Here is a 12,616-nt window from a genome sequence, read left to right on the forward strand (position 1 = left end):
TTATGCCCCTGATCATACCTTTCATTCCTACCGAAGAAGAGCTGGCGGAAATGGAGTCGATGAAGCTGCAGCACCAGCGCTGGCTCTCCCGGCAGCCTCAGCCGCCTGAGCCGGGCCCTGCGCCCGCGCCCCAGGCGTCAACCCCCGCCCCCGGACCCTCGTCGGACTGGACGAGCTATCTGCGCCCCGTGAACGCTCCCGTCCCCGACTGGTACAAGCCCCAGCCGCCCGCAGACAAGCCGAAGCCCGCACCCGCGCCAAGCGGCGGAGAGACTTCCACCTCTTCTGCGCCTGAGTGGGAGCAGTCAGAGCCTGCGGACGGGGAAACTTCTCCAATTTCTCCAATTTCTCCGGGGGGGCGTACCCGCGAGCACCCGATCCCGGAGGATTCCATCCTGGCAGACTACCGGGATTTTGTACGTCAGGTGTCAGAGCTGCCGGATGGCCTCATCGTCGCGCCCATCCTGGCCCTGTGTGGCAGACTCCTCACGCCGCATGTCACATTGGACTTTGCCGGCACCAAGCCGCTGACGATCTACAATTTCATCACCACCCCCGCCGGGCTGCGCAAGGGAACCACCTTCGCCCCGGCGGAAAAGATCGCCCGCCAGATCCTCATGAGTGATGACCTGCTGTATGGCAATGCCAGCGACTCCGCGCTGTTTGACAGCTTTGAGCAGCAGCCCCACCGGCTGCAGTTTGAAGACGAGGGAAACACCCTCCTGCGCACCTGGGAGACCAGCGCGCATGGGCGGGAGGTGTCGGCCCGATACCTGAAGCTCTACGATGGCGCACCCTGGTCGCAGAACTACCTGCGGGAGCGCAAGCTGCACGAAGGCGATGCCCAGCGCAGCATCCCGCAGGCCACGCTGAGCCTATGCATCGGCTCCACCTTTGGGGTGGCGCAGATGAACCAGCTGGAGGCCGGCAGCGGGCTGCGGCGGCGCTTCGGCTTCTACCTCACCCGAGAAAGAGCGCGCTACATCGACTGGCCGGAAACCCTGGATGGCCCGGAGATCAGCCGTCTGGCAGGTCTGTTTCAGGACCTGACCCACCTTAAGGGAGTGATCGGCCGGCAGAGCTTCACGCCGGAGGCCTGGGAGTACTGGCGGGGCCTGCAGCACCGCAACCGCGAGCGCTGCGAGAAAATACCAGGATATACCAACGGAGATGAGAGCCTGCTCTCCAGCCTGAATGAAAGCCCGGCCCGCTGTCTGAAGCTGGCCGTGATCTTCCAGGCCTGCCGCTGGGCCAGGGACAACGACGTGGACCCCTATGTCATCACCCCGGATATGCTGGAGCTGGCGGAGGCGCACCAAAACGCCTGCCTCGACTCCCTCGTGGAGCTGGAGGCCTCCAGCCGCCGCTGCGAGATGGAGGACGCCGCCGAGTGGCTGCTGGCGCAGATCAGCGGAGACCACCCCGGGCAGAAGAGCGCGGACTACACGCGGACGGATCTCACCCGCCGCTACGCCGCCCATGGAGGCCGCCAGGGCGCCCTGACCGCCTCCCGTCTCTACGGGGAGATCCTCCCCCGGCTCATCGAGAAAGGCCAGTGCCGCATCCACTCCAAGGTGGGCAGGCGCAGCCTTTACACCTTCACCTGGGAGTGATGTGAAGCCCGCCCAGCACGCACCGCAGCACACGGTGCGTGCTGGCATACCCCCCCGGAGAAATTGGTGAAATTGGTGAAGTTTCAAGGCAGCGGCGGGCCTTGTTGGCTCAAAAGGTAATGGGTCCGTTTTTCGAGTATCGAAAGATAATGGCGAAAAAAGCAGAACTGACGGGTCGCGCAGCGCGAAAAGGAGAGGCGGAGAGAAGGGAAAAGAAAAAGGAAAAGGGAGGTGTGGAAGCAGGCCCGGCATTTTCATTGCGGCGTTCTTCTTGGTTCCTTAAAATCATGCATGATTCGAGAACCCCGGTACCTTCCTGAGACGCACGACCTCTACCGCCGGAGAGTCTATGTCATCCGAGCCAGGCCAGAACTCATCGCTCATCTGAATGTGAATGGAGCTGAGTTCGATGAGCATGATATCAAAGCGTTGCAGTCTCCCATCGTGGTTATGACCGAAGAGGTCCCTTCTAAGCGGGATCTAGAAGGATGGCGGCTTGCGATCAAAAACAAATGCAAGGAGGCCTTTTTTCGCATGAACTTGAATTGGTCTCCTCTGTCACGGCTGGGGCTTCCTGAAGGATTGCTCACCGACATGGACATCCTGACGGCTTTCTTTGACCGCTGGTGGGATGCTGAAGAGGCCCATGACATCGAAATCGTGGCTGGCTGCTGGAAGACTCGGGAGTGCTGCTCACTCCCGCCCCAAGCGGACAAACCGTCGTTTATGAACTCCACGAACTATTCGCCCAGGAGTAGCAGCGTGCTGGCCTGCGGCACCATCAACATTCCGGCCCATGGCTATGCCGAAGGCTCCGGCTTTTGGGATGGTGTCATCCAGATACCGTTGGACGACCCAGACTATCTCTTCTGGCAGTGGCTGCTCATACGCTGGCCTTACCGCACCACGCTTTGTGAAGATGACGTTCTGCTGCTCAAAGAAGAATATAAGAGCATCTCAATGCATGAGAAGCACCAGGCAGCGCCTCCAGCGGCAGAGGGAAGCGCCGCGTTTTAGACGCTGCGACCCCGCCAGCAGTCAAGATTAGTTGCCAGCCAACTAGAAAGAGCGGCCCACTTTGTGGCTCAGGTTTCCAATGACATTAGGATGCCGCAGGCAGTTTGTTTTTTGGCGCACGAAGCAGCCGCAACCGACCAAGTCAGCGATCAAGTCACCGACCAAGTCAAAGCCCTGCTCAAGTGCCTGGGCAGCAAGCCCGCCAGTGCGCTGACATGCATGAAAAAGCTGGGCCTTTCCCACCGGCCCACGTTCCACCAAAACGACCTCCTGCCCGCGCTGGATGCCGGGTTGATCGAACGCACTCTGCCGGACAAGCCGAACAGCCGGCTGCAGAAGTACCGGCGCAGAGGGGCTTGAGGGGGCGTCTGTTTCTACAGTTCAACAATGGGGCACGCTCATTCTATCCATCGACGTGAATTCGGCACGGCGAATTCTGCCACAGTCTTTGCAAACTCGCCGTCTGTTCAGTAATATCACCGCCATGAGCACGGACCGCATCACCCTTGATCCCGCTGTCATGTCTGGAAAGCCCTGTATTCGCGGCCTCCGTGTCACGGCTGCGAACATCCTGCGCCAGCTTGCCAATCACCGCACGCCCGAGCAGATCCTCGCAGCCTATCCCTATCTTGAGGCGGCGGACATTGACGCCTGCCTGAGCTACGCTGCCTTGCGCGTGGATGATGAAGAGCTTGCCATGGCTGCTGCATGAAGCTGCTGGTGGACATGAATCTGAGTCCGGACTGGGTGCCCCTGCTCGTCTCCCATGGCTGGGAGGCCTGCCACTGGAGCACGCTCGGGCCGGGCAATGCCCCGGATACAGTACTCATGAACTGGGCACGGGAGCACCAGCAGGTGGTGCTCACCCAGGATCTGGATTTTTCCCAGCTCCTCTACGCCACGCAGCAGAGCGGTCCCAGCGTCATTCTTCTGCGCATGGACAATGAATTTGATCCTGCGGCCCGCGACCACGTCTGCGCAGCCATCGCACTCGCAGAGACAGCGCTCACCACCGGCGCGCTGCTGACGCTCTCAGGGCATCGTGTACGCCTTCGCCATCTGCCGATTTCCGCGGCCTCCTGATTTGTTTCTGCTGGGAGGATGTAGCCTCGACTGCATTCACCCTCCCGGTGAATTGGGAGTAATTGGCTAGGTTTTGTCGAGAAGGGATCTGCCGCGCGACAGTGGCAGACTAAAAGAATGAGTATAGATTTCTGGTGATCAGACATTTAGACTGGACCCGTCGAAATAAAGCTCGGCATCTTTTCTCTGAAGGCTATCGTCGGGTTGCAGCGCGTATGGAATAGCCTTGCTAGAGGGCAAGCCACACTTAGACTGGATCGCATGAAAGAAGTGTTGAGCAGCATCAAAGCTGGACTTTTGCAACGGATCGAAAGCCCTTTGATTGGATCCTTCAGTATCCTGTTCATGCTGTTTAACTGGAGAGCTTTTTCGGTTTTTCTTTTTAGCTCAAAGCCAGTTGAGGAACGTCTTTCTTATATCGAGCAAACTTACAGTCAATCGTGCTACTACTTTTGGCTTCCGGCAGCCTTTGCGTTAGCCCTTACGTTTGTCCACCCCGTGGTAGTGCTCGGGATAACTCGATACTTGATTTGGATCGAAGAAAAGAAGCAGAGAATGCGCACTGAACTCAGAAAAAGAGAGCTTACGGACAAAATTAAACTCCAAGAGCAAGAAGCTAAATCTGAGCGAATAGAGCTCGACATTGAATTCAAAAAACTACGTAATAAAGCAAGGCAAACTAAAATCGATGGTTTGGGCAATGTCTTGAACAATGCAAAAGATAACCAGACATTAATTCAGGCAGCAAATATGTTAGATGCAATGACTTCGGAGCCGGGGGGAAAGGAGGTTTAGAGCTGCATATAGCCATCGAGATTAGCTGCGCGCGGCTGGCTTCAAGTTCCCCTCCTAGGTAGGAGGCTTTCGGCACTCATTTAGTACTTTGTTCCGAACATCTCCTTTGATTCGCTGGTGTGCCCCCGCAAGTAATACGGGCGGCACGTGTCGTGCGCGACGAGCCGCCAGCCTGGCGCGAACACGCGCAATGACTTCATCGGTGGAAACAAGCTCCACCCTGCCCTCTTCGATGTCCTTCACGCGGGCATCGATTTCGGCATCCCATTCGGCTTCGACCGATGTCTCGTCATGACTCTCGTTCATCACACTCACTTCACCTTCACCCGCGCATAATAGATCGCCGGTTTGCCTTCGTGGCTGGAGTAATAGGTCACGTGGAGGAGGTCGTCGTGCCAGTAGAGGCCGGGGTAGCTGCAGTCGCCGCCGCTGGGGAGTTCGAGGATGGGGGTGAGGCTGGTGGGGGTCATGGCGAAGAGGACCATGTGGGCGCCGGGGGTTTTGCCGAAACCACGGGAGCCGGCGATGAGCTTGCCATCGGGCAGTTCGATGAAGTTCGGGCCGCCGAGGGGCAGGCCGGTGGCGGCGTAGGTCCATTCACGATACGGGGCCTTGGCCATGCCGATCACGCCTTTGCGGTCGCCACCCTGACGGGCGATGAGGGCGAGGGCGGTGCCGTCTTTGAGGAAGCGCAGCGTGGTTTCTCCGGGCTGGCCGGGCACGTTCATGAGGGAGGAGAGCTGCCACACGGAGCCGTCCGTGCTGGCGTAGGTTTTGAGCGACCACTCCTTCTCGGGCGCGGGGCCGCCGGTGTTGGGATGGATGTTGAAGCTGACGCCGTAGAAGCGTTTGTCCGCCGGATTGAGGGTGGCGCGCCAGAGCCAGTCGCCTTTGGACAGGAGCTTCTGCAGCGGGGTCCAGACCTTGCCGTCCATGGAGGTGGCGTAGCGTGTCTGGCGGCCCAGCGTGGCGGAGTCGCCGCCGCAGAGCAGGTAGAGGCGTTTTTCATCCGGCGTGACGATGAGCTTGGGATCGCGCAGATCCACGCCGGGTTCGTTGAGGGTGACGTTGTCCACCCAGACCTTGCCATTGGAGGAGATGAGGGTGTGGATGACGCCCTCGCCTTTGGTGGGGGAGTCCGCCTCACGGAAGCAGCAGTAGAAGAGGTTCTGGAAGCGCGTGAGGTCGGTGGCGCCGTTGTGCGGGGCTTTGTCCCAGATTTTTTCCACGGAAACCAGCTCCGCCGTGGGGGCCTGCGCGTGCAGCAGGCTGGCGGAGATTAAAACAGCAGCGGAGGTGAGGAAGGAACGGCGCATGATCCTCTATCGTAATCAAACGCCGCATAGTTTCACCGTTTCTTTGGCCGGGTGGCAAAGAAAAGCGCGATGCCGAGGCAGGCGACGAGGAAGACACCGACGTTCACCACGGTGAGCACGAGGTCGCGCGTGTCCTTGTTCGGGATGAAGCCGAGCTTGTGGAAGTTTGTGAACACGGTGGCTTCAAACTGGCGCTGCTTGTCGGTGTGGCGCGTCACGCTGCCGGTGGTGGTGGAGACATAGACGCGGGTGTCCAGCGCATCGCCGGCATCAAAGCGGTACACCGGCAGGATGCGGAAGATGTTGATGTACTCGGTGTTGAAGGCGGTGAGGAAGTCCGTCTTTTTCACGGCGGCTCCGGCGAGGAATTTCGTCGCGATCTCCGCAGCGTAGGCTTCATCCATGGCGGGGTCCACCTTGCCATCCACGGCGCTGACGTACTGCGGTGCGCGGGAGGTGGTGGTGTAAATCTGGTACCAGGGCTGGCCGCCGATGCCGCGCAGATTGACGGCCTGCACCTCGGGCTTTTCTTCGGGCAGCTTGGCCACGGCTTCTGCCACGGTGACCTTGATCGCGCTCACATCCATGCCGCCGCCCGAGGGCTTCGCCTGCGGAGGTGGCGCCTGGGTGCGGGTCATGACATTGTGCAGGACGCCGCTGCCGGAGGCGATGAGCACGGAGACACTGAAGAGCAGGCCGAGCCAGCGGTGGAGTTTGCGGATGAGGCGGGAGTTCATGGGGTGTGGGGAGGAGGAGGAAAAATGGAAGGAAATGGATGTTTGTGACTATTCAGGTCCGTGGGAAAAACAGCAATAGCTCATGGAGGTTTTGGAACGCCCCTCACCCAACCTCTCCCCGAAGTGACTTCTGAGCTGCCAGGCCTGGGGCGGGGAGAGGAGGTCCGCGTTGCGACTCCGAGTGGGTTTTTGAAGCATTCCAACGCGAATCCCCTCTCCCCGCCCCTGACTTCGTCGCTCTGAGCATTTTTCGGGGAGAGGCCGGGTGAGGGGTGGAACATCAACTCCATGAAGCTGTCGCCGCTTGACTCCCAAAGACCTGAATAGGTGCTGAGATTGTTCGTCTTTGCGGTAGCCAGCCGGTAGGAAAGAAGGCGCAGAGCAGCTTGTCACCACTCTGCGCCCGGAGTTGTTGGACCCTCACCACTTCCACTCGATGCCGCCGTAGAAGGAGCGGCCGTCGCCGGGGAGGAAGACGGCGGGGGAGGTGGTGGCATTGGTCACCACGTTGACGGTGGGGCTGTAGTTTTCGTCGGTGAGGTTGCGCGCCTCCACATAGAAGGACAGGCCCTTCTTGGTGCGGTAGCCGAACTTCAGGCCCAGCAGGGCGTAAGGGTCTGCAAAGGTGGTGCGTGCCAGGTCGGCGGCATAGCGGAAGGGAGACCACTCCAGCGTGGGACCGGCGTAGAAGCCGCTCGGGTGCTCATAGAGAAGCTGCGCGCGGTAATACACTGGCGAGTAGCCCGGCAGCAGGCGGCTGCCATACGCGGCGTCCTTGTTGAAGCTGAAGTTGTTCCAGAGGAAGTTCTGGTTCAGCACCAGGCGGTCGGAGGACACCGCGAGCCCGCGCAGCACGTCCACGTTCAGGCCAAACTCGATGCCCTGGTGGATGGTCTTGCCGGCATTGACGGTGGTCGTGGGGGCGAGGATGGGGGAGCCGAGGCCGAGAAGCTCGCGCTCCACCCAGGCGTAGTAGTAGCTGAAGTCCCAGGACACGCGGTCGCGCTGGCCGCGTGTGCCGATCTCCAGCGTGGTGGCGGTCTGCGGCTTCAACTGCAGCAGGCCCGTGCCGGCGGGTGTGGCCTCGCCCAGGGTGGGTGGTTCGAAGCTGCGGCTCGCGTTGAAATAGATCTGTGTCTTGGGGTCCACTTCGTAGAGCAGGCCGAGTTTGGGACTGAAGCCCCAAGCTTCGAGGCGGTCGCTGTTGTTGAAGGTGTTTCCGGGAAAGTACTGCAGTTCATCCAGTTCACGCGAGGCGTAGGCCACCTGGGCTCCGGCAAACGCGGAGAGCTTCTCGGTGAGCTGCAGCTTGTCCTGGAAGTAGAAGTTGAAGTTCGTGGCCTGCAGCCGGTAGGCGGCCACCTGGGCTCCGCGCGCGCCATTGACGTTGGTGAAGCGGTTGTCATTCGTCCCGCCATACATGAAGCCCGTGCCCACGGTGAGGGTGTTTTCAAGCCCCAGCAGTTTGCCCTTGTGCTCGTAGCGCAGGTCAAAGCCGAGGTCGTTGCTGAGCTGGTCAATGACCTGGAAGATCGGATGATTCAGATCTTTCCAAGACCAGAAGGTGGACAGCGTCAGGGTGTTGTCTCCGTCGCTGTAGGTCAGCTTGTCCGCCAGGCGGAAGAGCCGGTAGTTGCGCTCCTGATAGCCTGCGCCGCCGGGCACGGTGGGGAGGAAGGAGCCCGGCGCGGCCTGCTGCGGATTGGCCTGCATCTGCGCCTTGGTCAGGTTGCCGGGGAGCTGCGAGTTGCTGTCCACATAGGTGACATAGAAGCGGTTTTCCAGGTTTGGGCTGATCTTGGTGCCGACGTTCGCAAAAGCGCGGAAGCTCTCCTGCTTGCTCCAGTCACGGAATCCGTCCGTGTGGGAGGCGGTGATGCTCACGTACACATCCGTCTTGCCGCTCACAAAACCGGAGGAGATCTGCGCGCGGTAGGTGTTGAAGCTGCCCACCTCCACCCGTGCCTGGCTGGCAGGCGCGGTGTAGCCCGTGTTGGAGATGAAGTTGATCGCACCCCCGAGTGTGGCGGAGCCGTACTGCAGCGCATTCGCACCGCGGAAGACTTCGACGTAGTTTGCCGTCAGCGGCTCGATGGCCTGCATGTCAAAGCCGCCGTCCGCCAGGTTCAGCGGCATGCCGTCTTGCATCATCCAGATGCCGCGACCATGGAAGGTGCGCTGCAGGCCGGAGCCACGGATGGAAAGGCGCGACTCCTCCGCGCCGAAGCGCGATTGAATCAGCACGCCGGGCGCGAAGTCCAGCGCGTCCTTCAGCGTGGAGGCACGGCCGCGTTTGTAAAAGTCCGCGTCCACCACACCGGCGCCGCCGGGCGTGGACGTGGCGATCTGCTCCTTGCGGAGTTCCAGGCTTGGGACCGTGAGTGAAGGCGAATCTTTCTTCGCCGTGATGATGACTTCGTTGAGTTCCGTTATCGGGGGGAGTGTCGGGGTGGCGGGCTGTGCGAGCGCAGCGCCGGTCAGAGAGAGAGAAAAGAGAATAGAAAAGGGTTTCATAAATGAAGCGGGAGACAGGCAGCCGCAGAGATGGCGGCATGCGCAGGGGTGTGGGCCGGACTTCTGAGTCCGGCGTGTGGCGGAGAGACGCGGTTTTGGAAAACCGCTCTACAAGTTCAAACCAGTCCGCGTCTTGGCGGTGGTGGCTCCGGCATCCCGTTTCGACTGATCAGCACTTCGCACAGCGGTGCGAATGAAAGGATCTCTTCGGCGGGAGGAATCAGCACCGTGGGGCTCACCAGCACGGCATGCAGCCCCTTCGTGGCATCATCTTCCTGCGTGCTGGAGCTGGAGTTGTTGGAGTCCTGCGTGCCCTCCTTCACCTTCTTGCACAGCTCGCAGGCATGCTGCCCGTCAAAGGTCTTCTCCACCGCTTCGATCACCGATCCTTCACGCGCGAAGCTGATGAACATTCCCGTCCACGCGATGCTTTGCAGCAGCGCCCATTGGAGACCCAGCGCCAGGCACAGCATCAGCACCGTCCCGCGCTGCGCGTGGCGCAGCCAAGGGCGTGGAGGTGCGGTTGCGGCGGGAAACATGCGGGGCGATTATGGAAGCGGGAGTATCCGTGTCAAGACAAGCACGGGCCTACTTTCCCTGCGCGCCCACCACTGCGGCAAATTGCCGCAGTCCCAGAGAGGAGCGGATGGCTGCGGCATTTCGCCACATTTTAAGCAGGCCTTTGGCGGCGATGAGTGGGCATGGACTTTCCTTCCTTCTACATGGACCACCTCGCGGGTGGCCGGCTCATCATCGGCCTCATCGCCAGCCTGCATGTGCTCATCAATCATCCGCTGGCGGTGGGTGCGTACCCGCTGCTGACGTGGATGGAGTGGTGGGCGCACAAGAACAACCGGCCGGACATTGATCAGCTGGCCTACAAGATCACGTTCATCGTCTTCATCGTCACCACCACGCTCGGGGCCATGACGGGGGTGGGCATCTGGCTTTCCACCTCGCTCTTTGCACCGTTCGCCATTGGATCGCTGCTGCGTGTGTTCTTCTGGGGCTGGTTCGCGGAGTGGCTGGTGTTCATCTCGGAGGTGGGGCTGATCCTGTGGTGGTTTTTGACGTGGAAGAAGGCGAACACGCCGGAAAAGAAGCGCAGGCACATCCGGATCGGCATGACGCTGAGCCTCATGTCCTGGCTGACGATGGCGCTGATCGTGGCCGTGCTGGGCTTCATGATGAAACCCGGGGAGTGGAATCAAACACGCGCCTTCTGGGATGCGATGACCAATCCGCTCTACGCACCGCAGCTCGGCTTCCGCACCTTCATCGCGCTGATGATGGGGGCGGTGTTTGTGTGGTTTGCCACGTTCTTTTTCACGAAGAGCAAACGCGGCTACGAGAAAGGCACGGGGCCACGGCAACTGCGGAGCTGGGTGGTGTACCGCATGTCCCATGTGGTGCTGGTGAGCCTGCTGGGCACGTATCTTTTCGGCACCTGGTACTGGAGCGCCATCCCGGAAACGATGAAGGCGAACAGCTCGGTGGCGCTGCTCACGCAGGAGTTCATGAGCTGGCACGGGCAGTTTCAAAGCCTGCTTGGCTGGACGATCCTGGTCTTTGCCGCCATCGGCCTCGGCGGTCTGGGCAGCAGCTTCCTGATTCCACGCTGGGCGCTGCTGATTCCCAGCCTCATGGGCATCTGGTTGCTGGGGCATTTTGAACGCGCCCGCGAGTTCATGCGCAAGCCCTGGGTCATCGGTGAATACATGTACTCCAACGGCGTGCACAAAGACGAGCTGGCCTTTCTGCAGAGCGAAGGCCTCCTGAAACACGCGACCTATGCGAAGCACCGCGAGGTCACCGAAGCGAACAAGGTCGAGTGCGGCAAGGACGTCTTCATGCTCGCCTGCTCGCGCTGCCACAGCACCACGGGCCTCAATGGCGTGATCGAAAAATTCACCGCCATGTATGGCGCGGACAAGGACTGGGACAGCGGCGGCATGGCCCTCTTCATCCAAGGCATGCACCAGACCCGCACCTTCATGCCGCCCTTCCCTGGAAACGACAAGGAGGCAGCGGCGCTGGTGGCCTTCATCCAGCAGGTCCGCGCCACCCGTGAATCCCTGCCTGGCGCGCAGAGCGCGGGCGTGGTGGTCGCTCCGCCACCCGCACCGCCTGCCATGACCGCCTCCTCCCAACCCTGATTGCACGACCATGATTCCTCTTCTCGCCAACACCCCCGTCCCCCGCGATCTCCCTCTGCCGCTGCCATTGCCTGAAGGCGTGCTGATCGTACTGCTCGTCATCTTCTTCCTGGTTCACATCCTGTTTGTGAACCTCATGGTCGGAGGCTCGGTGCTCGTCACATTCTTTGAATGGCTGGGGCGCAAAGACGCGCGCTGGGACCGGCTGGCGGCGGCGATCGGCCGGACGATCACGGTGAACAAAAGCCTCGCGGTGGTCATGGGCATCGGCCCGCTGCTGTGCATCAACCTGGTGTATACCATGCAGTGGTATTCTGCGAACTCGCTCACGGGGCATGCGTGGCTCATGATCGTGCCGCTGGTCATCGTGGCCTTTCTGCTGACCTATCTGCACAAATACAAGTGGGAGGCGTGGTCTCAGGGCGGCTGGAAGTGGCTGCATCAGCTCGTGGGCCTGGGCGCGACGCTGCTGCTGCTGTTCGTCCCGCTGATCTTCCTGGCCAATGTGAACCTCATGCTGTTTCCCGGGGAGTGGGAGAAGGTGCGCGGCTTCTTCTCCAGCCTGAGCATTGGCAATGTGCTGCCACGCTACCTGCACTTCATCGCCGCGAGCATGGCCATGACGGGGCTCTTCCTCGCGGGCTGGTTTGGCCGTGAGGGGCATGAGATCGAGAACACCCCGGGCTTCACGCGGCCGGAGCTGCGCCGCATCTTTTACAAGGTGGCGGCCTACGTGACCCTTGCGCAGTTCGTGTTCGGGCCGCTGCTGCTCTTCACGCTGCCGGCGGCGGGCATCACCTCGCAGCTCTATGTCATCATTGTCTCCGGTGCGCTGGTCGGTGTGCTCACGCTGTGGCTGCTGTTTCGCGAGCTGAAGTCCGGCGATGAACGGATTGGCCGCAGCTATGTGCCGATCTGTGTGCTGTTCAGTTTCGTGGTGCTCGGCATGGGCAGCGGGCGGCATGTATATCGTCAGGCCGCGCTCGCTCCACATCAGGCGGAGATCAAAGAGCGCACGGCGCATTACGCCGCTGCGCTGGCCGCCTTCAACCAGCAGCGCGCCGCCGCACCACCTGTGGAGCAGACGCCGGAGCAGCTCTTCATGAACTGCGCCGCCTGTCACGCGCCGAATGTGAAGCTCGTGGGTCCGCCGCTCACGGAGATCGCGCAAATCTACGCGGGCAATCCTGACGGCATCGTCGCCTGGGCCAAGGCGCCCGGCAAAAAACGCCCCGAACTCCCGCAGATGCCGCCCATGATCCATCTGGGCGAAGCAAACCTGCGCAAGATCGCCGAGCTGATGCTGGAGAAAGGCAGGGCGGCGCAGTGAAGCCGGCACAGGTGTGGCAAATCGCCGCAGCGGGTGGACAGCGGCCACGTCGGCG

Annotated in this window: 14 protein-coding genes; 9 read left to right on the forward strand and 5 right to left on the reverse strand. The window is 61.0% G+C overall.

All coding sequences use genetic code 11. From position 1 onward, the window contains the following. Positions 1–2: 2 nt before the first annotated feature. The 7 genes from AC3RLQ_RS22585 (at position 3) to AC3RLQ_RS22615 (ending at position 4,508) form a co-directional block, all read left to right on the forward strand. Positions 3–1,613, forward strand: a complete 1,611-nt coding sequence (locus tag AC3RLQ_RS22585) for a DUF3987 domain-containing protein (protein ID WP_493030928.1) — start codon at positions 3–5, stop codon at positions 1,611–1,613. A gap of 38 nt (positions 1,614–1,651) precedes the next feature. Next, positions 1,652–1,933: a hypothetical protein gene (locus tag AC3RLQ_RS22590; RefSeq protein WP_493030929.1), complete on the forward strand. Its 282-nt coding sequence runs from the start codon at positions 1,652–1,654 to the stop codon at positions 1,931–1,933. A 214-nt stretch (positions 1,934–2,147) separates the two neighbouring features. Continuing rightward, positions 2,148–2,630: a hypothetical protein gene (locus AC3RLQ_RS22595; RefSeq protein WP_493030930.1), complete on the forward strand. Its 483-nt coding sequence runs from the start codon at positions 2,148–2,150 to the stop codon at positions 2,628–2,630. A 111-nt stretch (positions 2,631–2,741) separates the two neighbouring features. After that, on the forward strand, positions 2,742–2,990 hold the full coding sequence (locus AC3RLQ_RS22600) for a Fic family protein (RefSeq protein WP_493030931.1): 249 nt from the start codon (positions 2,742–2,744) through the stop codon (positions 2,988–2,990). A gap of 124 nt (positions 2,991–3,114) precedes the next feature. Continuing rightward, positions 3,115–3,342, forward strand: coding sequence for a DUF433 domain-containing protein (locus AC3RLQ_RS22605; protein WP_461524465.1), 228 nt, complete (start codon positions 3,115–3,117; stop codon positions 3,340–3,342). After that, on the forward strand, positions 3,339–3,713 hold the full coding sequence (locus AC3RLQ_RS22610; RefSeq protein ID WP_493030932.1) for a DUF5615 family PIN-like protein: 375 nt from the start codon (positions 3,339–3,341) through the stop codon (positions 3,711–3,713). Before AC3RLQ_RS22605 ends, AC3RLQ_RS22610 begins: the two co-directional genes overlap by 4 nt. A gap of 261 nt (positions 3,714–3,974) precedes the next feature. After that, entirely contained in the window at positions 3,975–4,508 is a 534-nt protein-coding gene (locus AC3RLQ_RS22615) for a hypothetical protein (protein ID WP_493030933.1), read from the forward strand. Positions 4,509–4,562: 54 nt separating this feature from the next. Here the strand turns inward: AC3RLQ_RS22615 and AC3RLQ_RS22620 are convergent, their stop codons facing one another. The 5 genes from AC3RLQ_RS22620 to AC3RLQ_RS22640 form a co-directional block, all read right to left on the reverse strand. Beyond that, positions 4,563–4,814, reverse strand: a complete 252-nt coding sequence (locus tag AC3RLQ_RS22620) for an addiction module protein (protein WP_493030934.1) — start codon at positions 4,812–4,814, stop codon at positions 4,563–4,565. A gap of 5 nt (positions 4,815–4,819) precedes the next feature. Then, positions 4,820–5,824 carry a sialidase family protein gene (locus tag AC3RLQ_RS22625; protein ID WP_493030935.1) on the reverse strand — a complete coding sequence of 335 codons (1,005 nt, stop codon included), beginning with the start codon at positions 5,822–5,824 and terminating at the stop codon, positions 4,820–4,822. A gap of 32 nt (positions 5,825–5,856) precedes the next feature. After that, positions 5,857–6,561 (reverse strand): hypothetical protein, encoded by a 705-nt coding sequence (locus AC3RLQ_RS22630; protein WP_493030936.1) that lies wholly within the window; start codon positions 6,559–6,561, stop codon positions 5,857–5,859. Positions 6,562–6,981: 420 nt separating this feature from the next. Further along, positions 6,982–9,075, reverse strand: coding sequence for a TonB-dependent receptor family protein (locus AC3RLQ_RS22635; RefSeq protein WP_493030937.1), 2,094 nt, complete (start codon positions 9,073–9,075; stop codon positions 6,982–6,984). Positions 9,076–9,191: 116 nt separating this feature from the next. Further along, on the reverse strand, positions 9,192–9,614 hold the full coding sequence (locus AC3RLQ_RS22640; RefSeq protein WP_493030938.1) for a hypothetical protein: 423 nt from the start codon (positions 9,612–9,614) through the stop codon (positions 9,192–9,194). A 162-nt stretch (positions 9,615–9,776) separates the two neighbouring features. On the opposite strand from AC3RLQ_RS22640, the gene AC3RLQ_RS22645 reads away from it, so the two are divergent. Then, positions 9,777–11,231, forward strand: coding sequence for a cytochrome c (locus AC3RLQ_RS22645; RefSeq protein ID WP_493030939.1), 1,455 nt, complete (start codon positions 9,777–9,779; stop codon positions 11,229–11,231). A 10-nt stretch (positions 11,232–11,241) separates the two neighbouring features. Then, complete coding sequence (locus tag AC3RLQ_RS22650) at positions 11,242–12,561, forward strand: c-type cytochrome (protein WP_493030940.1); 1,320 nt, start codon at positions 11,242–11,244, stop codon at positions 12,559–12,561. Positions 12,562–12,616 lie beyond the last annotated feature (55 nt).

The sequence above is a fragment of the Prosthecobacter sp. GW821-HT29F12 genome, from assembly GCF_058803405.1.